The sequence below is a fragment of the Streptomyces griseorubiginosus genome (assembly GCF_017614965.1).
GTDB lineage: Bacteria > Actinomycetota > Actinomycetes > Streptomycetales > Streptomycetaceae > Streptomyces > Streptomyces griseorubiginosus_B.
Genome location: NZ_WVUG01000011.1, coordinates 1 through 20,798, shown reverse-complemented (window position 1 = coordinate 20,798; position 20,798 = coordinate 1). Strand labels below are relative to the sequence as shown.

Sequence of the window (20,798 nt, the reverse complement as noted above, 5' to 3'; positions counted from 1 at the left end):
GGTGTGCTCTCAGCCCGTGCCCACAAGCGTGCCCTTCACGAACTTCGTGTTGCCGGAGCCGCTCTGCCACGGGGACGTGACTCCCTGAAGGTGGCCTGAGTTGACCACGACGTAGGCCGAGTTGTCGGCCTTCACACCGTACTGAGGGCTTGCCACTCCCGTTCCGTCGTCGTCCTTGCCCGTGAGGACGACCAGGCCGTCGGCCATTACCTTGCACTGGGAACTCGCGACACCCAGTCCCGCGTACCCGCCGCCACCGGACCCGCCGTTCTTGCCGTCCCGGGTGAGCTGCGTGGCTGACAGCAGAAGCACCCCGGTGGTGTCCGTCGCGTGGACGTACATGCCGTGCCAGCCGTTCCGGTCGGTGGAGCAGGCGACCATCTTGATCACACCGGGCACGGACTCGATGTCGAATCCGTGCAGCTTCGACCACTCCGCTCGGCAGCTTGTGAAGGAGGAGTTGCCCGCGCCCGACATCCACCAGCCACACCCCCCGACACCCAGGACGTACACGTCGTGGAAGTCGGAGTCGGTGGAGTTGTTCAGCACGATGCCGTGCGAGCCGGTCCACAGGACGGAGACGCGGTCGTAGTGCAGGCAGAACGGTGCCTGAGGGCCGCCCGTGGCGTTGAAGTTGTACCAGGTATTTACTCCGATGCCGGTGACGGCGCGGACATGGACGTCCCGGAGTTGCATGTGCTGGATCTGCCCGGTCGCGCGGATGCCGTCGATCTCCGCTCCGGTGCGAGGCAGATCGGAACCGTCGATGCTCAGGGAGAAGATGCGCTGCGCGTTGGCCTTGAGGGAATAACCCCCCAGCTGCTGGTCCAGGACCTCGACGACGGCGTTTCCCTTGAATGACGGGAGGGGGCGAATGCCGACCACCGGGTTCTGGTCGCCCGGCTGGGACTCGCCTCCGGCGTGCGAACCCTGGAGGGTCACGTACGGGCCGATGCGCAGAGGAGCGCTCGTGCGGTACACCCCCGCCGGGAGCACGGCGATGTTCCCCGGCTGGCAGGCGTCCAGCGCCGCCTGGAGCGCTGCGGTGTCGTCGGTGGTGCCGTCTCCCTTGGCGCCGTGGTCCTTGACGTTCACCCATCCCGCGTCCGCTGGCGCGGCGACGGCGTCACCGGCGGAGATCGTTGTGGCGGCGACAGCGGCACCGCCCACTCCCAGGGCCGATCTGAGGACGGAGCGTCGCGAGTTCCAGGACATGCAGGTCTCCCAAGAGCATGATCAGTGAGGGCCGAGAGCAGGCGCTTGGCCATTACTTTCCGGGCGGGGTCAGCCGGCCAGGAACTCCTTCAGAGTGGGCTCGAGGAAGGGCTTCAGGGTCTTCGAGTACGACGACGTGATGTGGCTGTTGTCGAAGTAGACGATCTGGTCGCCGATGACCGCCGGGCACACGCCCGCTGCGCAGAACGCGGGCGTCGTGTCGATGATCTCCGCGCCGTACTTCTCGGCCACTTCCCGCTCCATGGTGCGGAACCGCGTGTACTCCAGCGCCTGCCACTGCTGGCGGTTGCAGAGAGTGATCTTGTCGATGTGGGTGGCGAGACAGTCCGGGATGTTCTGGCCGGGCTCCGGGGTGTCCGTCATGTAGACGAGCTTGGCGCCGGTGTCCTTGAGCACCTTGAACGAGGCCTCGGCCCCGGCCCGGTTCGCCTCACCACGCACTCGGTCGGCGATGACGATGACGTCCGGGTGGATCTTCTTGAGCTCCGCGAAGGCGGACCGGCGCCAGCTGTCGCACTCGGTGTACTCGCGGCCCAGCTGGGGATTGACGATGCGGTAGGTCTGCGGTGGACAGCCGCCCTTCGCCATGGTCACCACTCGGACGCCGAGATCCTTGCCGATGACGTCGTAGAGGTCGTTCCACTGCCAGGCGTGGGAGTCGCCCATCAGGACCAGGGTCTTCGAGCCCTTCGGGTCGCCGGCGACACAGCCGTCGCGCATCACGAACTTCGCCACGTCGAAGTTGTCGATGCAGCCGCGCGTGGCCAGGTTCTTGGGCGCGCTTTGCAGGCCGCCCTGCGCGGCCGCTGAGAGCTGCGTGCGCTGCGTGGCTTTCTCGACCGACGTTTTGTCGGTGTACCCGGCCGCGACCGTGCTCGAGGAGGATGAGGTCGCCAGGTTCAGCGGGATGATCGTGGCCAGGACCATCGCCCCGGCCGTCCCAGCGGTGGTGAATCCGCCGGTGAAGACGCCCTTCCAGGGGCGGTCCAGCAGCGACACGTTCTTCTTGAACCTGCGCTCGACCGCGTAGTGCAGGACGACGGCCGCCAAGAAGGACAGGACGACGACACGCATCCGCTCCTCGAACGTGAAGTCCCGGTCGGTGATGGACGGCCAGAGCACCAGGAGCGGCCAGTGCGTCAGGTACCAGCCGTAGCTGACGTTGCCGACGAAGTCGAGGACGGGATTGTCCAACAGCCGTTCCACGCCGAACCGGGGATTGGCGCAGCCACCGGCGATCACCATGACGGCACCGATGACCGGGCCGGCCACCGCGTAGCCGGGCAGCGGTGTCGTGCTGGAGATGAGCGACGCCGTGACGAGCACGGTGGTCAGCCCCAGCCACGAGACGACCGCGGCGACTCCGGTGTTCATACGGGAGACCTGCGTGGCGGCGAGGGCGAGCAGCACTCCGCAGGTGATCTCCCAGATCCGGGTGTGCGTGCTGAAGTACGCGAGGGGCTGGTTCTCGGAGGTCTTCTTCCAGCCCAGGTAGAACGAGCCGGCGATCACGGCCGTCAGGAACAGCGCCACCAGAGCACGGTTGCGGAAGATCTTGCGGCTGACCCAGACCAGCACGACGAGGAGGATCGGGGCGGCGAGGTAGAACTGCTCCTCGATGCCCAGCGACCAGAAGTGCTGGTACGGGGTCTGGGACCCGTCGTTGGCGAAGTAGTCGGTGCCGTTCTCGACGAGGCGCCAGTTCAGGAAGCTGAGGGAGGCGCTGAGGCCGTCCTCGATGTAGGTGCGGAACCTCAGCGGGCTGCCGTACAGCCATGCCAGGGCGGCGGTGCCGACGATGACGATGGCCATGGGCGGGGTCAGCCGCCGGAACCGGCGTGCCCAGAACTTGGTCAGCGAGACCTTGCCTGTCTTGTCGATCTCGGCCAGCAGCTGGCTGCCGATAAGGAAGCCGCTGAGTACGAAGCTGACATCCACGCCGCCGTGGATGTCGAGGATGCCGCAGTGCATGCTGACGACCATCATGATGGCCACGGCGCGCAGGCCCTGAATGTCCGGCCGGTACTTGCGTAGACGCTCCGTCGGGGCGGCGGCCGATGATCGGTGGCGGGTCACGGTTCTCCAGTAACTTTCCGGGCGGGCCGGCGACTTCAGTGGACCGTCGGGCAGGCGACAGCCGTACCGCTGACGCGCACACCTTGGGCGGGAATGCGGATGCCGCACGACAGCCGCAGCTGGGCGGGCAGCTCGTTCTGGGCGCCGACGTGCGAGTGGCAGCCCACGACGACCTCGCGCAGGAAGGACTCGCTGCCGATCGAGGAGTCGTGGTCCACCACGGACTCGTGGATCCGCGCGGCCTCGGCCACTGTGACGTTCGCGCCGATGATGGACCGATCGATGACGGCGTGGGGGCCGACGACGGCGCCGGGGCCGATCGTCGAGCCGCCCGTGACACGGGCGGTCGGGTCGACGGTGGCCGTGCGGTGGATCAGGGCGTCGCCGTGTGTGGGCACGAGAGGCGAGGTCGTCCGGCCGGTGACCAGGTCGGCGGAGCCGCGCACGAAGGCCAGCGGCGTACCGAGGTCGCGCCAGTAGTCCTCGGTGGTGTGTCCGAACACGCGTCGGCCCGCGGCGACGAGCTGCGGGAAGGTCTCCTGCTCGACGGAGACCTCGCGGTCGGCCGGGATGGCGTCCAGCACGGACCGGCGGAAGACGTAGCAGCCGGCGTTGATCTGGTCGGTGACGCACTCCTCGGGTGTCTTGGGCTTCTCCAGGAAGGAGAGCACCCGGTCGGAGTCGTCGGTGGGGACGAGTCCGAAGGCGCGCGGGTCGGGGACCCTGGTGAGGTGCAGGGTCACGTCCGCCTCGCGGTCCTGGTGCCGATCGAGGACGGCGCGCAGGTCGACGCCGGACAGGATGTCGCCGTTGAGGATCAGCACCGGCGCGTCGGCCGAGGTGCCCCGGAGCAGGCGTCCGGCGTTGCGGATCGCCCCGCCCGTGCCGAGCGGGACCTCCTCGACGGCGTAGGAGATCTCCAGGTCCTGGGAGAAGTCCTGGAACTCCTCCTCGAAGAGACTGGCGAGATACGAGGTGGCGAACACCACGTGCTCGACGCCTGCGTCCATCAGCTTGGCGATCTGGTGCCGGATGAAGGACGTGCCGGCCACGCTGAGCAGCGGCTTCGGGGTGTGGTTGGTCAGCGGGCGCAGGCGTGTTCCCTTGCCGCCCACCAGGACAATGGCTTCTTGCATGATTGCCTCCGCTCGGTCAGCTGGTGGTGGTGGCGGTGCCGGGTCCCGCGTAGTCAGAGGTGAAGCAGGACTTGATGGCCGCCTCGGAGAGGGGGCGTCCGGCGAAGTCCAGCCGGGAGGCAACCTTGTCGTCGGGCTTGGAGTTCGGGTCGTCGTCGAACCAGAGCGACCACCAGTAGATGCCCTGCATCTTGCGCTCCTCGACGACCTTGCAGACCGCCTTGTACCAGTTGGCCTGCACCTGGGGGTTGACGGTCCGCCGGGCGTAGAAGTCGCCGGGGGCGTGGTAGGCGCCGTTCATGGCGCCGATGCCCGTCTCGGAGACGAGGATCTTGGGCAACGGACCCGTGGCCTTGCGGTCCAGCCAGGTGTTCCAGCCCTTCACCAGGTCCGAGACGGGTGCCGTGTCCGGCACCTTGACCGGGAAGTAGGCGTCCACGCCGAGGTGGTTGACCGGCATGTTGATCCGGCCGTTGACGTAGTTGTCCCAGTTGGCGTTGTAGGAGATCTCGCCGGAGAAGTTCTTCTCGGCGTAGGTGACCAGGGGCTCCCAGCCCACGTCGCCCTCCAGGGAGTTGAGTTCCGTGCCGATCACGAAGGTGTTGGCCTTCGCTTCGTCGGCGACCCGGAGGTAGGGGGTGAGGAACTTCTTGTACGAGGCGAACCAGACGGAGCGGGAGGCGGGATCGATGTCGCCGCGCCAGTGCTTGGTCGGCTTGAGGGTCCCCTCGTCCAGGATCGGGCGGACCTGGGTGCGGAAGCCGGCGTCCTTGAACACCTTCAACACCTTCTGGAGCCGCTCGGGGGAAGGCGTCTTGGTCTCGGCCGTGAGCGTGTCGGAGGTGGAGTTCTGGATGAAGAAGGGGAAGGACACGGAGACCGAGTTGGCGCCCAGGCCGATCAGGTACTTGGCCTGCTTGCGCGCCTGCTTCTCGATGAAGGTGTCGGATCGTTTCGTCTTCTCCTCCTCCCAGTAGAGCTGGACGCCCCACTGCGGCATGCCCGGCTTCCAGGCCTTGGCGACCTGGAGTGCGTCGGTGGCGGAGGACGCCGATTTGGAGGGGGAGGAGGCGGTCACCGTACCGGACTTGTGGCCGGACGGACTCTTGGACTCCTTCTCGTCGCCGATCACGATCTTGGGCAGGGCGGAGCCGGACTCCCAGCGCACCGGGTGGTTGCCGAGGATGAAGGGGCTGCCGAGGACGAGGGTGAGCACGGTCACCGGGAAAACGGCAAGCAGAGGCAGTCGTGAACGCATGTCAGTGGTTGTCTTCCGGGCGGCTAGGCGGGCTTGGCGATCACGACGAACTTGTTCTCCTCACGGCGGACGAACTTCAGGAAACCCTTGAAGCCGCCGAGCCCTTCCATCACGGAGAAGACGGGGATGAGCGCGACCACCACGATCGGCTCCCACCACTTGCGCCGGCCGCTGATCGAGGCGAGCGCGTTCAGTCGCAGCCCCTCCCAGTACGTCCAGATGACGTAGGCGAAGTTGAAGGCCCACAGGATGGTGATCGACTGGGTCACGGGCGAGGTGTTCATGTCGTTGAAGAGCCAGCCGATGAGGAGTACGGCTCCGATGTGCTGGAGCGGGCCGAGGATCCAGGTGGTCACGCAGATCGACAGGAACCAGCGGTAGCGCAAGGGCACAGCCCGGTTGAAGCAGAGGGCCACCAGGCCCCAGGCCCAGCGGTCGCGCTGCTTGACGAAGTCGGCCGCGGTCGCGGGAGAGGCGCCGTAGCAGCGGCCGTTGAACCAGTCGCTGCGGCCCGGGTACTTGCGGCAGAAGGTCAGGGCGAGCCGAGCGTCCTCGACGATCTCCTTGGGGCCGAAGTCCCAGCCGATCTCGGCTTCGATGGAGGCGCGCAGCACCAGCAGTTCGCCGTGCACGCCGGCGGCCGGGGTGCCCATGCCGGTCAGCGCTCGGAAGCGGGCGATGTCGTCGGCGGGGCGGACCGCGTCGGCGAGCCAGGTGAACTTGTTGACCGCGTTCTCGCGCGGATAAGTGAGGATGCCCTGGGCCATGTGCTTGGCCTCGTCGGGGTGGGCGCGGCGCTGGCGGTTGATGAACTGGGCGAGCGAGGACGCGGTGTCGGGGCCGACGCCGGTGTCGTCGTCCATGTGCAGCACCCAGACGTACTCGAGGGCCTCACCCTCCTCGATGCGCAGCTCGTGGGCGTAGTGGTTGGCGCGGGCCTTGAAGCGGGTGCCGTTGGCCGGGACGTAGTCCTTGGGGACCGTGATCACCCGGATCAGCGGGTGGGAGGCGGCGAGCCGGTCGATGTCCGCTGCCGCCTCGCAGCCCTCCTCGGTGAGGATGTCGACGCGCATGTGCGGGAACCACTCGGGCAGGTGATCGACGTACGAGATGATCGAGCGCTCGAGGGCCGGGTAGGTGTCGTTGCGTCCGATGGTCGGGCACAGGACGATCAGGAAGTCCTGTTCGGCCGGGGCGGGAGGGGTCATCTGGTCGCTCTTGCGGACCCGGCGGCGGATCAGCAGGGCCCCCTGGATGCCGACCAGCACACCGGCCACCGGCAGGGACCAGACGACGGTGAGGATCCAGCTCAGCACCGAGGTGCTGGGTCTGAAGCTCCAGAGCCCGAACAGGACAAGGAAAGCGAACGGCAGCAGGAAGGGCAGGATTCCCGGCTTCCACGCAGCGGTGCGCTTGGCCAGTTTCTGATTGTGCCGCGAATGCGGCACACCCCCGTCGACCAGTGTCGATGCCATGACGACTGCGGAACTCCCGTGAGATCGATGGTGCGCTGAGGCAACGACGGATCTCGGCCATGGCACGCGCGTACGGAGCCTGGCGGCTGGATTGTTCCGGGTCCATCCCCCTCAACGCCTTCTTCGGCGCCTCGGTCACTGGCCGCTCAGATGCCCCCCCAGGCGCCCGTGCCACTGACCGAACAGACGTCAAATAATGGCATGTATGGGCGATGCATGGAACACCTGTGAGGAAGGTGTGTTCAAAAGTTAATCAAGTTACGTCTTGTTCGGTGATCTTCACTGGGCGTCTTCGGCTTGGATTCGATGGCCACCGGTGATCACCATCGGCGATCCGTAGGTCTGTTTCACGTCATCCGCCGTGTTCTTCGCCCGCGGCGCGGAGATGTTGTCGTACGACAGTGACTGACCCCACACCGTCCACATCACCCACGGTGTCCGTGTGAGGGTCCGGGGCTGGTTCGCGTTCAGCGGCACGTGGAAGGACTCGGCGACGACGCGCGGCCTGTCGAACTCCTCGAGACCGCGGTACCAGAGCTCGGTCCAGGCGCCCTTGCCCAGTGGCTCGGCCGGGGTGTCGCTGTAGGCATCGACACCGACGACATCCACGTAGTCGCCGCCGGGGTAGTACTCGCGCGGCGGCCGGCCGTGGCCGCTGCCCCAGGAGTTCGCCGACCACACGAAGATCAGGTTGTGCAGTCCTCGCCGGTTCACCAGGAAGTCGTGCGTCAGCCGCCACAGCCGGTGGTACGCGGCCGGGTCCTGCCCCGCCCACCAGAAGCCGTGCCCGGGTGCCGAGTTCATCTCGTGGTACGGCCGCAGCAGCACGGGCACCCCCTGATCCGCGAGATAGCCGAGGTGGTCCGCGAGAAAGGCGAGATCATGCAGAAGGGCCTGGTGTTCGGCGGTGCCCTCGGTGACCACCCGCCCGAACCAGCCGGGGTCCTCTGCGCCGGGGGAGTTGTGCTGCAGCGTCTGCGTGAAGCCTTTGACCGGGCTGCCCGGGTAGGGCAGGTGGAAGGAGAAGCCGACCAGGCCCGCGGGTCCGCCCCCGTTGTGCGGAAGGGATACGTACCTGCCGGTGGCGCACTCCTTGTGTGTGCCGGAGGGTCGGTAGCTGCCGTCGGCCGCCCGCGGCAGTCCCGCCCACACGCCGACGGCGAGGTCCACGGCGTCCTCTATGTACCCCCAGTAGGGCCGGCAGGAGGGCCAGGCCTTGTTGTACGAGCGTGCCGTGCCCACCGCCCAGCCGGGCCGGCCGTAACCGGGGCCGAGGTCCAGCTCGACGAAACCGGGCAGCCGGCCGGTGATGTCGTGGACCTTCTTGTAGTAGTAGCCAGGCTGCTTGATACCCCGGTAGTCGCCGTACGACGGGTTGTACCGTTCGTTGTGCAGCTCGACGTGCTGGCCGATGACCGTCCGGCTCGGCCGACCGGCGCGCGCCTCGTTCTCCAGGCCCGCCAGCAGCGCGTACACACGGCGTGCTGCGTCCGTCGCCCGCGGGTCCCTCGCGCGCAGGTCCGTCGACACCGCTCGCGGCCCCTCCGTCCCGTCGGGCCAGGCCCACACCGCCAGCGGGGCCGCGATCATCGCAGCCACCGTGGCCGACCCGGCCAGCTGGATCAGCCTCCGCCTCTCCATGTTGCTACGCCGGTTCGACGATGAGCCAGGCGACGGTCGAGGTGTCCCCGGCGACGCCCTTGACGGTGAAGGACGCGCCGGCGTTGCGTCCCGCGACGTAGGCGACGCCCGCCGGGGTGCCGCCGGGGGCCTGGACGGTGAGGAAGATACGGCTCGTGGATTCCGCGTCCATGACATTGAGCCAGCCATCCCCGGTACCGACGGCGGCGGCGTCGCCTGCGGCGGCCACGGTCGCGGCGAGTGCCGTCCCGCCGAGTCCGGCGGCGGTTGCCAGCAGGTGACGTCTGGATCTGTGGTGCTCGGCCATGGACCTGTCCCCCACCCGTGTCGGCGGTCGATGATCAGATGATCAGGGGGAGCGTCTCACACGCGCGGGCGCACGGTCACTCGCCGGCCGCGGCCGACGCCTGCGCCTCGCCCCGCCGGTTGATCTGGCGGAACGTGAACAGCTGCAGGTCGTTGCCGGCGGCGAAGACGTTCGTGGAGTTCTTCGTCACGTCCTTGCCGTTGGTGAAGCCGACGGTCGTGAAGTAGGCGTAGCGGCCGTAGGAGTTGGCCGTGGTGAGGCAGGTGGCGGCGTTGCAGAAGTCCTTCACGCCCTTGCCGGGCAGGGACGTGACGAAGCCCTTCTTGTCCGACTGGGTCCTGGCCTTCGCCGCCTGGGCCTGGGTGTCGAAGACGGCCACGCCGACCGTCACCGCGACGCCGTCCTTGCTGTAGGTGACGCGCATCAGACGGGTGCAGTCGTTGCCGGTGAGGACGGCCGGGAGGGTGCCCTTGGCGGCCGACGCGCAGTTCTTCGTGTCGGCCGTGGCGCCCTTCTTGTAGACCGCCGAGCCCATGGTCAGCTGGGAGCCCGGGAAGAGGGTCTCCACGCTGAGCGGGGCCGTGTCCTTGGCCTTGCTGGAGATGAACTCCTTCGGGTCCAGCGGGGGCGGGGCGCTGGTCGGCGCGAAGGACGGGGCCGAGGCGCTGCCGCTGGGGATCGAGGCGCTCGCGGGCAGGTTGGACGGGCTCCCGGAGGCGTTGTTGTCGCCGTTGGCCGACACCACGGCCATGGCGACGGCGGTGCCTATCGCGATGGTGGCCACCGCGCCGCCGCCTATGAACAGCAGCCGGCGCCTTCTGTTGCGGGTCTCAGACGCCTCGGCCAGGGCCGCCCAGTCCGGCGTCCGGCTGTCGCCGCCGCTGTTCCACGGCTGCTGGGATTGCGGTTTCCAGGGATCCCACTGGGACTGAGGTCCCCCCTGCTGCCCAAAGCTCATGGGGCGCATCTTAGTGGGGGTGCGCGTGGTGCCGGTGGGCCTGTGGACAACGGGCTCGTTTTGACCCGCCCGGATGACCCCGGTATTCTGCTTCTTCGTTGTGTATTGGCTCGCTCGTACTCACGAGAGGCCCTTCACACAGGTTCCCTGGAGCAGTTACCAGTGGGCGGCATACGGGCAGTGGCCCGGCATATTTGTCGTCCCCAGCTGCACGATCGCTTCAGTGATGCCATTTTCAGCAACCATCCACTGAAGAAGAAGGCTGCGAAGTGCGTACGTACAGCCCCAAGCCCGGCGATGTGACTCGCCAGTGGCACGTCATCGACGCTCAGGACGTTGTCCTGGGGCGTCTCGCCACGACCGCCGCGTCGCTTCTCCGCGGCAAGCACAAGCCGATCTACGCGCCCCACGTCGACACCGGTGACTTCGTCATCATCATCAACGCCGACAAGGTGCACCTCTCCGGCAACAAGCGGACCCAGAAGATGGCGTACCGCCACTCCGGCTACCCGGGTGGTCTGCGCTCCGTCCGTTACGACGAGCTGCTGGACAAGAACCCGGAGAAAGCCATCGAGAAGGCCGTCAAGGGCATGCTTCCCAAGAACTCCCTGGGCCGTCAGATGCTCTCGAAGCTGAAGGTCTACAAGGGTGACCAGCACCCGCACGGCGCGCAGCAGCCGCAGCCGTTCGAGATCACCCAGGTCGCGCAGTAAGTCCGGCCACCCCTAAGACTGAAGAGAATCTGAGGAGAATCGTGGCCGAGACCACTGCCGAGCAGCCGCTCGAAGAGCTTGACATCGACAGCTACACCACGGAGTCGGACGTCCCCGTCGAGGGCGAGTACACCTCCGAGTCCCTCGCGTCCCGCTTCGGCGACCCCCAGCCGGCCGCCGGCCTGGGCCGCCGCAAGAACGCCATCGCCCGCGTCCGGATCGTCCCGGGCACCGGCAAGTGGAAGATCAACGGTCGCACCCTCGAGGACTACTTCCCGAACAAGGTGCACCAGCAGGAAGTCAACGAGCCCTTCAAGGTGCTCGAGCTCGAGGGGCGCTACGACGTCATCGCCCGCATCGCCGGTGGCGGTGTCTCCGGTCAGGCCGGTGCGCTCCGTCTCGGTGTCGCCCGCGCGCTGAACGAGGCCGACGTCGACAACAACCGCGGCCCGCTCAAGAAGGCCGGCTTCCTCCGCCGCGACGACCGTGCGGTCGAGCGCAAGAAGGCCGGTCTGAAGAAGGCCCGCAAGGCCCCGCAGTACAGCAAGCGCTAAGCTTCGCTGCCTGCTCTTCCGCGAACGCCCCGGCGGCACGCCACAGTGCTGTCGGGGCGTTCGTTTATCACCGTCGGGGGCGTATAACGGCACAAGACGCTCAACGGCTTGTGTGATCGGATGCCGCTATCCGATGGGTGTACGCCGCCCGTAACTGACGTTTCCTCAGGAGGACAAGTGGGACGACTCTTCGGCACGGACGGCGTACGGGGCGTCGCCAACGCGGACCTGACGGCCGAGATGGCGCTCGGTCTGTCGGTCGCGGCGGCGCACGTGCTGGCCGAGGCGGGAACGTTCGAGGGCCACCGGCCAACGGCGGTCGTCGGACGGGACCCCCGTGCGTCCGGGGAGTTCCTGGAGGCCGCGGTCGTCGCGGGCCTCGCGAGCGCCGGCGTGGACGTGCTGCGCGTCGGTGTGCTGCCGACGCCCGCGGTGGCGTACCTCACCGGCGCGCTCGGCGCCGACCTGGGCGTCATGCTCTCCGCCAGCCACAACGCCATGCCCGACAACGGCGTCAAGTTCTTCGCCCGCGGCGGCCACAAGCTGGCCGACGAGCTGGAGGACCGGATCGAGGCGGTGTACGACTCCCACCGGCACGGTGAGCCCTGGGAGCGGCCCACCGGGGCGGGCGTCGGACGGGTGCGGGACTACGAGGAGGGCTTCGACAAGTACGTGGCCCATCTGATCGCCGTACTCCCGAACCGGCTGGACGGACTGAAGATCGTCCTCGACGAGGCGCACGGCGCGGCGGCGTGGGTGTCGCCGGAGGCGTTCTCCCGGGCCGGGGCCGAGGTCGTCACGATCGGCGCCTCGCCGGACGGGCTCAACATCAACGACGGCTGCGGCTCGACCCACCTCGACAAGCTGAAGGCCGCGGTCGTCGAGCACGGGGCGGCGCTCGGTATCGCGCACGACGGTGACGCGGACCGGTGCCTGGCCGTGGACCACACCGGGGCGGAGGTCGACGGCGACCAGATCCTCGCCGTACTCGCGCTGGCCATGCGGGAGCGGTCGGTGCTGCGGGCCGACACCGTGGTGGCGACCGTGATGTCCAACCTCGGCTTCAAGCTGGCGCTGGAGCGGGAGGGGCTGACGCTCGTCCAGACCGCGGTCGGGGACCGGTATGTGCTGGAGGAGATGAAGCAGCACGGCTACGCGCTCGGCGGCGAGCAGTCCGGGCACGTGATCATCCTGGACCACGCGACGACCGGGGACGGCACCCTGACGGGGCTCATGCTGGCGGCGCGGGTCGCGGAGACGGGGCGGTCGCTGCGGGACCTCGCGGGTGTGATGGAGCGGCTGCCGCAGGTGCTGATCAACGTGCCGGACGTCGACAAGTCCCGGGTGCGGACGTCCGCGGAGCTGGCGGCGGCCGTTTCCGAGGCCGAGCGGGAACTCGGGTCCACCGGGCGGGTGTTGCTGCGGCCTTCCGGGACGGAGCCGTTGGTCCGGGTCATGGTCGAGGCGGCCGACATCGACCAGGCTCGGTCGGTGGCGGGGCGGCTGGCCGACGCGGTGAAGTCGGCGCTGGGGTAAGGGCCGCAACGGGCCCGGGCCGGGTTTGGGGCGGCGGAATTCCTGATTGCGGGCTGTCCCTATGGGGCGCTGTTGTTCCGGCGTTGAGAGGCCCACACCCACTTCTGGGTCAAAAGCGTCAGCGTGCCCGCCAGAACGATGCCCATGAGGTTCAGGAGCAGCTGTTCCGTCGACCCCCAGGCCTGGCGGTACTCGGTGTAGGCGAAGGCCACCGCCGCGTTGGCGGCGGCCGGGACCGTGGTGACCGAGATGGCCACGCCGACCAGGAGGCCCGACTTCGCCGAGGTCAGCGAGAGGGTGCCGGCGATGCCGGCCAGGACCGCCACGACGAAGGAGAAGGCGTCGGGGCGGTAGATGAAGTTGGTGTTGGGGCGCTCGGCGGCCAGCTGGACCCTGCTGAACAGGTTCAGGCCGTGCATGAGGTAGGTGAAGCCGACGGTGATCAGCATGGCCGCCGCGAAGCCGACGAGGAGTGCGATCAGCGAGCGCAGGGCCAGACGCGGATGGCGCTGGACCACCGAGGTGCAGATGCCCGCGAGCGGACCGAACTCCGGGCCCACCGCCATCGCGCCCACGATCAGGATCGCGTTGTCGAGCACGACACCGCAGGCCGCGATCATGGTGGCGAGGGTGATGAAGGCGACGTAGGTGACGGAGAGCGTCGACTCCTCGTGGGTCGCGTCGGTCAGCTGCTCCCAGAGCACCGCGTCCGCGCCCTCGCCCGGGGCCTCCTCCTCCGCCTTGTCGGCCCGCTCGGACAGCGACAGGTCGATGTTCTCGACGGCGATGGAACCGGTCCTGTCCACTCCCAGTTCCCGCAGCGCGCCGATCAGTTCGTCGCCGGCCTCACGGGCGACATCGCACATCACCACGTCCCCGGCGGGGTTGCGGGCGGCGCCGGGCAGGACGACGAGATGAGTCGTCCCGACCGTCTTCTCGATCAGGCGGACCACGTCGTCGGTCCTGCCGGCCGGGGTGATCAGACGCAGGTGCAGCATGGCCGCAGAGTAACGGTCACAGTTTGCGCAGGCTCAGGCGCTGCACCTTGTGGTCGGGACCCTTGCGGACGATGAGGGTGGCGCGGCCTCGGGTGGGAGCGATGTTCTCCACCAGGTTCGGCTTGTTGATCGTGCGCCACAGGGTGCGGGCGTAGTCGAGGGCCTCCTCCTCGGAGACCTGGGTGTACTTCCTGAAGTACGAGTCCGGGTTCTGGAAGGCGGTCTGGCGCAGCTTCTTGAACCGGCTGAGGTACCAGCGCTCGATGTCCTCGCCGCTGGCGTCGACGTACACACTGAAGTCGAAGTAGTCGGCGAGACCGACGCGGGTGCGGCCGTCCTTGCCGGGGAGGGCGGGCTGCAGGACGTTGAGGCCCTCCACGATGAGGATGTCCGGGCGGCGGACCGTGAGCCGCTGGTCCGGCACGATGTCGTAGATCAGGTGGGAGTAGACGGGGGCGGTGACCTCGTCCTTGCCGGCCTTGATGTCGGCGACGAAACGGGTGAGGGCCCGGCGGTCGTACGACTCCGGGAAGCCCTTGCGCGACATCAGGCCGCGGGCCTGGAGCTCCCGGGTGGGCAGCAGGAAGCCGTCCGTCGTGACGAGCTCGACGCGCGGGTGCTCGGGCCAGCGGGACAGGAGCGCCTGGAGGAGACGGGCGACGGTCGACTTCCCGACGGCCACCGATCCGGCGACGCCGATGACGAACGGGGTGCCGGACTGGGAGCCCTGCTCGCCCAGGAACGTGTTCAGGGCCCCTCTCAGCCCGTCCGTGGCGCCGACGTAGAGGTTGAGGAGCCGGGAGAGCGGGAGGTAGATGTCCCGCACCTCGTCGAGGTCGATGACGTCACCGAGACCGCGCAGCTTCTCGACCTCCTCCGCGGTCAGCGGCAACGGCGTCTTGTCCCGCAGCGCGCTCCACTCGGTTCGGGTGAGGTCGACGTAGGGAGTCGCCTCCGGCCTCTGCCGGTGGGCGCTCCGGGGCATCGAGGAGACCGGAGAGATCACAGTCCATTGTTAACGGAGTTTGAACGGGGTGGGGGGTGGGGTGCGTCACGCTCGTCCACGCGGGTTCGTATGGCCGTGGGAATTTCCGATTTCGGGCACGATCGCTGTCTTTCCGGCGGTGATTCGGCCGTAGGCTGCGGGCCATGTGCGGAATCGTGGGATACGTGGGGGCGCAGTCGGCGCTTGATGTCGTGATGGCCGGGCTGAAGCGGCTGGAGTACCGGGGGTACGACTCGGCGGGTGTCGCCGTGCTGGCGGACGGGGGGCTGGCGGCGGCCAAGAAGGCCGGGAAGCTGGTGAACCTGGAGAAGGAGCTGGTCGACCGGCCGTTGCCGACGGGTTCGACCGGCATCGGGCACACGCGGTGGGCCACGCACGGCGGACCGACCGACGCGAACGCGCATCCGCATCTCGACAACGCGGGGCGCGTCGCGGTCGTCCACAACGGGATCATCGAGAACTTCGCCGTGCTGCGCGCGGAGTTGGCGGAGCGGGGCCACGATCTCGCCTCCGAGACCGACACCGAGGTCGTCGCGCACCTGCTCGCCGAGGAGTTCTCGTCCTGCGCCGATCTCGGTGAGGCCATGCGGCTGGTGTGCCGACGGCTGGAGGGCGCGTTCACGCTCGTGGCGGTGCACGCGGACGAACCCGATGTCGTCGTGGGCGCGCGCCGGAACTCCCCGCTGGTGGTGGGCGTTGGGGAGGGTGAGGCGTTCCTGGCCTCCGACGTCGCCGCGTTCATCGCCCACACGCGGTCGGCGATCGAGCTGGGCCAGGACCAGGTCGTCGAGCTGCGCCGCGACGGCGTGACGGTGACGGGCTTCGACGGCGCGCCCGCGGAGGTCCGGACCTACCACGTGGACTGGGACGCCTCCGCCGCGGAAAAGGGGGGCTATGACTACTTCATGCTCAAGGAGATCGCCGAGCAGCCCAAGGCGGTCGCCGACACGCTGCTCGGCCGCATCGACGCCGGCGGGTCGCTGACGCTGGACGAGGTGCGGATCAGCGCCTCGGAGCTGCGCGAGGTCGACAAGGTCGTCATCGTCGCCTGCGGTACGGCCTTCCACGCCGGGCTGATCGCCAAGTACGCCATCGAGCACTGGACGCGCATCCCGTGCGAGGTGGAGCTGGCGAGCGAGTTCCGCTACCGGGACCCGATCCTGGGCGCGCGGTCGCTCGTGATCGCCATCTCCCAGTCAGGCGAGACGATGGACACGCTGATGGCGCTGCGGCACGCCCGCGAGCAGGGCTCCAAGGTGCTGGCCATCTGCAACACCAACGGCTCGACCATCCCCCGCGAGTCGGACGCGGTGCTCTACACGCACGCCGGTCCGGAAGTGGCCGTCGCGTCGACGAAGGCCTTCCTGACGCAGCTGGTCGCCTGCTACCTGGTCGCCCTCTACCTGGGCCAGGTGCGCGGCACCAAGTGGGGCGACGAGATCGGCGCCGTGATCCGCGACCTCGCACGGATCTCGGTCGAGGTCGACCGCGTCCTGGAGACGATGGAGCCGGTACGGGCGCTGGCGCGGTCCCTCGCCGACAAGAACACGGTGCTCTTCCTCGGGCGGCACGTCGGCTACCCGGTGGCCCTGGAAGGCGCGCTGAAGCTGAAGGAACTCGCCTACATGCACGCCGAGGGCTTCGCGGCGGGTGAACTCAAGCACGGGCCTATCGCGCTGATCGAGGAGGACCTGCCGGTCGTGGTCGTCGTCCCCTCGCCCCGGGGCCGCTCCGTCCTCCACGACAAGATCGTGTCCAACATCCAGGAGATCAGGGCGCGGGGTGCCCGGACCATCGTGATCGCGGAGGAGGGGGACGACGCGGTGGTGCCGTACGCCGACCACCTGATCCGCATCCCGGCGACCCCGACCCTCCTCCAGCCCTTGGTCGCCACGGTCCCGTTGCAGGTGTTCGCCTGCGAACTGGCGACGGCCCGCGGCAACGAGGTGGACCAGCCGCGGAACCTGGCGAAGTCGGTGACGGTGGAGTGAGCGGGCGGAGGTAGAACTACCGGGCGCGGAAAGGGGCGTACGGCCTGCCGCAAGGCATGCCGTACGCCCCTTTGTTGTCCGGCCCCGCCGCAGGCCGTGTACGAGCCGCCCTTGTAGGTCTTCCCGTCGTTGCGTACGGCGCCCTTCGCGCCCCTGGCCCGGATGCGCGAATTGGCGGTGGCGTGGAAAAACAGTGGAGGGGTGCCGACTTGGGCCCTTACCGTGCTGCCGACCGAGTCGACTGGGCAAGGACGTGCCGTTGTACACCGTGTGAGACCTCCCGAGCGCTGAATCGTCGCGCGTCGCGCATGTGCGCCGCGCTCCTCTTTGCTGCGGACTTCTCACTGAAACCGGTGTACTTCTGTGCTCACCAACTGGGTGGTCATGCCCACCTGCCTGCCGCTCGTCCTGCGCCGCTGCCATACGTGCGCGTCGGAGCGTTTCCGGGCGAGCGGTAAATTCCGCGTCAACGCGAACCACAAACTCATCGACGCCTGGCTGCTCGCGCTCTGCACGGCGTGCGGGGAAACCGCGAAGCTCACGGTCTTCGAGCGGATGAACGTGCGCTCCGTACGACCTGAGCTGCTGGACCGGCTGCACGCCAACGACATCGGCCTGGCAGCCGAGTTGCTGCAGGATCCGGTCGTACGGCGGCGTAATCGCGTCGCCCTCGACTGGGATGGCGCCTGGCGCCTCGACACGGGCGGAACCGATCACCTGGACCACGAGGTGATCGACGTCTCGGTCCACTTCGCGGCGCGGATTCCGGTCCGGCCGGTGCGGCTGATCGCGGAGGGCTGCGGGCTTTCGCGAGCCGAGGTCGAGCGTCTGATCACGGAGGGGAAGGTCGTGTCGGCGATCCGCCTGAGCGGCAAGCTCTCCGGCGACTTCACCTTCACACTGAAGTGCTGAGCTCTCCCTGGGATGGGGCCTGTCCGGCAGGATCTTACGGACAGGCCCGGTCCGCGCTATAAGAACTGTTCACCGGGACCGAGGAGGAGTCCTGACCAGGGCTGTCTGACGGACCGTAGAGTGCCCGCATGAGCATCATCGGCGTCGGGATCGACGTGGCTGAGATCGCGCGGTTCGAGGCGTCGCTGAAGCGGACGCCCGGGATGGCGGAGCGGCTGTTCGTGGAGAGCGAGTTGTTGTTGCCGAGCGGTGAGCGGCGGGGGGTCGCCTCGCTGGCCGCGAGGTTCGCCGCCAAGGAGGCGCTCGCCAAGGCGCTCGGGGCCCCGGCGGGGCTGCACTGGACCGATGCCGAGGTGTATGTCGAGGACAGTGGGCAACCGCGGTTGCGGGTGAAGGGGACGGTGGCGGCCCGGGCGGAACAACTGGGCGTGCGGTCCTGGCATGTGTCGCTCAGCCATGATGCCGGCGTGGCCTCCGCGGTCGTCGTCGCCGAGGGATGACCACCGAGTGCGGCGCTGTCGTCCGTCGCGGCCCCAACGTCGGCTACGGGCATATCCAGCAGTACAACCGCTGTCCCCGCCCCACCGCCCGTTCCGCCAAGCCGGACAGTTCGCGGAGGAAGTCGGACAGGTCGGACGGGTCCGGTGGGGTGTAGAAGTCGCCCGAGGCCGCCCAGCCTTGGGCGACGGCGTCCAGCAGTTGCTTGTCGAAGGCCGCGAGGGCGTCGCGGAAGGTGTCCGTGAGGGAGAGGCTGATCGCTTCTCCGTCCGCGACGGCGGCGATCAGCTCACCGCGGCGGGGGTCGGACGTGACCGTCTCCGCCGACAGGCCGGTGATGAGCGTTTCGGCGGGCAGCAGGTCGACCACCGGGTCGATGCCCTTCACCGCCACCTCGTCGTACCCCGCCCCGTAGGGCTCCTCGTCCTCGCGCACGATCGCTCCGGCGGCGTCCCCGTCGTCCGCAGCGGCGTAATAGCCGTAGATGACTCCCATGCGGCCGATCATGGCAGCCGCCACTGACAGTCGACCTCGTGCGGTGAACGGCCGGGGTGCGGGGCGGGGTGTCGGCGGGGGAGACTCGGTCGCATGCGTACTGCCTACAGCGTGGAGACGGTCAGGAACGCCGAGCGGGAGCTCATGGCGCGGCTTCCCGAGGGGGCGTTGATGCAGCGGGCCGCGGCCGGGCTCGCCGCCGCCTGCGCCGAGATGCTCGGGCGGGTCTACGGCAGCCGCGTCGTGCTGCTCGTCGGGAGCGGGGACAACGGGGGCGACGCCCTGTACGCCGGCGCGCGGCTCGCCCGGCGGGGCGCGGGAGTCACGGCGCTGCTGCTCACGCCCGAACGGGCGCACGCCGAGGGGCTCGCGGCGTTGCGGCGGGCCGGGGGGCGGATCGTCGCCGCGGGGGCCGCTCACACTCGTACCCCTTCTGCCGAACCTGGATCCGACACCGCCCGCGCCACCGCCAACTCCGCAGCCGCCGCCGTTTTTGACGCGATCGAAGAGGCGGTCCTCCGGGCCGATCTCGTCGTCGACGGCATCGTCGGTATCGGCGGCAAGGGTGGACTCCGGCCCGAGGCCGCGCAGTTGGCCGCCATCGCCGCGGACGCCCGCGTTCCCGTCGTCGCCGTCGATCTGCCCAGCGGGGTCGACGCGGACAGCGGTGAGGTGCGGGGGGAGGCGATGCGGGCCGATCTCACCGTCACCTTCGGCACGCACAAACCGGGGCTGCTGATCGATCCCGCGCGCGAGTACGCCGGGTCGGTCAGGCTCGTCGACATCGGGCTGGCGGACGTGTTGCCCCTCGAACCCGAACTCGAGGCCCTGCAGCACGCCGACGTGGCCGCGCTGCTGCCCGTTCCCGGTGCCGAGAGTGACAAGTACCGGCGCGGGGTCGTCGGGATCGCCGCCGGGTCCGTGCGGTATCCGGGCGCGGCCGTGCTGGCCGTGTCGGGGGCGCTGCGGGGTGGCGCCGGGGCCGTACGGTACGTCGGGCCCGCCGGGGACGCCGTCCTCGCCCGGTTCCCCGAGACGCTGGTGTCGGACCAGGGGCCGCAGAAGGCGGGGCGCGTGCAGGCGTGGGTCGTGGGACCGGGTGCCGGGGACGACGCGGCGACCGTCGCCGAGGTCCTGGAGACGGACGTACCCGTGCTCCTCGACGCGGACGGGCTGCGGCTGGCGGAGCGCGAGGCCGTACGGGGGCGTACGGCGCCGACGTTGATGACCCCGCACGCCGGGGAGGCCGCCGCGCTGCTCGGGGTGGCGCGGGAGGAGGTCGAGGGGGCGCGGCTCGCCTCCGCGCGCGAACTCGCCGCCCGTTACGGCGCCACCGTCCTGCTCAAGGGCTCGACGACGCTGGTCGCCGACTCCGGCGGCGGGGCCGTACGGGTCAACGCGACCGGGACGGCCTGGCTGGCGACGGCCGGCAGCGGGGACGTGCTGTCGGGGCTCGCGGGGTCGCTGCTGGCGTCCGGCCTCAGCGCACTGGACGCGGGGAGTGTCGCGGCCTACCTGCACGGCCTGGCCGGACGGTTCGCCGCGCACGGGGCACCGGCCGGCGCCCATGACGTCGCGGAGGCGATCCCAGCGGCCTGGCGCGACGTACGGGCTTGACGGCCTGACGCGACCTCCGGGACTGACGGCCTCGCTCGGCGTGCGGGACTGGCGGGCTGACGTGGCGTGCAGGACTGACGTTCTGGCTCGGCTTGCGGGGGCTGACGGCCTGGCGCGACCTCCGGGACTGACGACGGCCTCGCCCGACCTGCGGGCCGGCCGGCTGACGCGCCGCCGGACCTCTCGGTCTGCTCGTTGTCACCCGCGGCCGGGCTCGGCGGAAAGGGTGACCTCGCCGCGCGGCACCCCGGTCCCGCCGTTTCCGCGCGTTCTTCTGATGGGATGATCAGAATCAGAAGGCGTATCGCGTGCCGCGGCCTCGCCGTCGCGCTCGCAGCCGTCACCGTCCTGCCCGTCGGCACCACCGCCCTCGCGGCGCCCGCCCTCGCCG

The 20,798-nt window shown here is 69.1% G+C and carries 18 protein-coding genes; 7 read left to right on the top strand and 11 right to left on the bottom strand.

All coding sequences use genetic code 11. From position 1 onward, the window contains the following. Positions 1–9 precede the first annotated feature (9 nt). The 8 genes from GRC12_RS03740 to GRC12_RS03705 form a co-directional block, all read right to left on the bottom strand. Positions 10–1,215, bottom strand: a complete 1,206-nt coding sequence (locus GRC12_RS03740) for a right-handed parallel beta-helix repeat-containing protein (RefSeq protein ID WP_208777373.1) — start codon at positions 1,213–1,215, stop codon at positions 10–12. A 69-nt stretch (positions 1,216–1,284) separates the two neighbouring features. Beyond that, entirely contained in the window at positions 1,285–3,312 is a 2,028-nt protein-coding gene (locus GRC12_RS03735) for an acyltransferase family protein (RefSeq protein ID WP_308286467.1), read from the bottom strand. 35 nt (positions 3,313–3,347) lie between these two features. Then, on the bottom strand, positions 3,348–4,448 hold the full coding sequence (locus GRC12_RS03730; RefSeq protein ID WP_208777371.1) for a nucleotidyltransferase family protein: 1,101 nt from the start codon (positions 4,446–4,448) through the stop codon (positions 3,348–3,350). 16 nt (positions 4,449–4,464) lie between these two features. Then, positions 4,465–5,670: a glycoside hydrolase family 113 gene (locus tag GRC12_RS03725; protein WP_308286466.1), complete on the bottom strand. Its 1,206-nt coding sequence runs from the start codon at positions 5,668–5,670 to the stop codon at positions 4,465–4,467. 59 nt (positions 5,671–5,729) lie between these two features. Further along, complete coding sequence (locus GRC12_RS03720) at positions 5,730–7,181, bottom strand: glycosyltransferase family 2 protein (protein ID WP_244371985.1); 1,452 nt, start codon at positions 7,179–7,181, stop codon at positions 5,730–5,732. Between the two features lie 279 nt (positions 7,182–7,460). Next, positions 7,461–8,822 (bottom strand): glycoside hydrolase family 26 protein, encoded by a 1,362-nt coding sequence (locus GRC12_RS03715; RefSeq protein ID WP_208777369.1) that lies wholly within the window; start codon positions 8,820–8,822, stop codon positions 7,461–7,463. A gap of 4 nt (positions 8,823–8,826) precedes the next feature. Beyond that, entirely contained in the window at positions 8,827–9,129 is a 303-nt protein-coding gene (locus tag GRC12_RS03710; RefSeq protein WP_208777368.1) for a hypothetical protein, read from the bottom strand. Between the two features lie 76 nt (positions 9,130–9,205). Beyond that, positions 9,206–10,087 (bottom strand): hypothetical protein, encoded by an 882-nt coding sequence (locus tag GRC12_RS03705; protein WP_208777367.1) that lies wholly within the window; start codon positions 10,085–10,087, stop codon positions 9,206–9,208. 269 nt (positions 10,088–10,356) lie between these two features. Between GRC12_RS03705 and rplM the strand changes: the two genes are divergently transcribed. The 3 genes from rplM to glmM all read left to right on the top strand — a co-directional run bounded on the left by rplM (position 10,357) and on the right by glmM (position 12,890). After that, the gene (gene rplM / locus GRC12_RS03700; protein WP_133043272.1) at positions 10,357–10,800 is read left to right on the top strand and encodes a 50S ribosomal protein L13; all 444 of its coding nucleotides are present in this window, start codon (positions 10,357–10,359) and stop codon (positions 10,798–10,800) included. Positions 10,801–10,841: 41 nt separating this feature from the next. Further along, entirely contained in the window at positions 10,842–11,354 is a 513-nt protein-coding gene (rpsI, locus tag GRC12_RS03695) for a 30S ribosomal protein S9 (protein WP_123974782.1), read from the top strand. Positions 11,355–11,531: 177 nt separating this feature from the next. Further along, on the top strand, positions 11,532–12,890 hold the full coding sequence (gene glmM, locus GRC12_RS03690) for a phosphoglucosamine mutase (protein ID WP_208777366.1): 1,359 nt from the start codon (positions 11,532–11,534) through the stop codon (positions 12,888–12,890). 59 nt (positions 12,891–12,949) lie between these two features. On the opposite strand, the gene GRC12_RS03685 is transcribed toward glmM, so the two are convergent. Beyond that, on the bottom strand, positions 12,950–13,888 hold the full coding sequence (locus GRC12_RS03685) for a DUF389 domain-containing protein (protein ID WP_208777364.1): 939 nt from the start codon (positions 13,886–13,888) through the stop codon (positions 12,950–12,952). 16 nt (positions 13,889–13,904) lie between these two features. Next, the gene (gene coaA / locus GRC12_RS03680) at positions 13,905–14,873 is read right to left on the bottom strand and encodes a type I pantothenate kinase (RefSeq protein WP_165954815.1); all 969 of its coding nucleotides are present in this window, start codon (positions 14,871–14,873) and stop codon (positions 13,905–13,907) included. 164 nt (positions 14,874–15,037) lie between these two features. Between coaA and glmS the strand changes: the two genes are divergently transcribed. From glmS to GRC12_RS03665, 3 genes are all read left to right on the top strand, one after another. Beyond that, on the top strand, positions 15,038–16,885 hold the full coding sequence (gene glmS / locus GRC12_RS03675; protein ID WP_208777362.1) for a glutamine--fructose-6-phosphate transaminase (isomerizing): 1,848 nt from the start codon (positions 15,038–15,040) through the stop codon (positions 16,883–16,885). 363 nt (positions 16,886–17,248) lie between these two features. Next, positions 17,249–17,797: a DUF1062 domain-containing protein gene (locus GRC12_RS03670; protein ID WP_208777360.1), complete on the top strand. Its 549-nt coding sequence runs from the start codon at positions 17,249–17,251 to the stop codon at positions 17,795–17,797. Between the two features lie 128 nt (positions 17,798–17,925). Continuing rightward, positions 17,926–18,297: a holo-ACP synthase gene (locus GRC12_RS03665; protein WP_133043264.1), complete on the top strand. Its 372-nt coding sequence runs from the start codon at positions 17,926–17,928 to the stop codon at positions 18,295–18,297. A gap of 43 nt (positions 18,298–18,340) precedes the next feature. On the opposite strand, the gene GRC12_RS03660 is transcribed toward GRC12_RS03665, so the two are convergent. Beyond that, positions 18,341–18,790, bottom strand: coding sequence for a hypothetical protein (locus tag GRC12_RS03660; protein WP_208777358.1), 450 nt, complete (start codon positions 18,788–18,790; stop codon positions 18,341–18,343). A gap of 93 nt (positions 18,791–18,883) precedes the next feature. Between GRC12_RS03660 and GRC12_RS03655 the strand changes: the two genes are divergently transcribed. After that, positions 18,884–20,407, top strand: coding sequence for an NAD(P)H-hydrate dehydratase (locus tag GRC12_RS03655; RefSeq protein ID WP_208777355.1), 1,524 nt, complete (start codon positions 18,884–18,886; stop codon positions 20,405–20,407). Positions 20,408–20,798 lie beyond the last annotated feature (391 nt).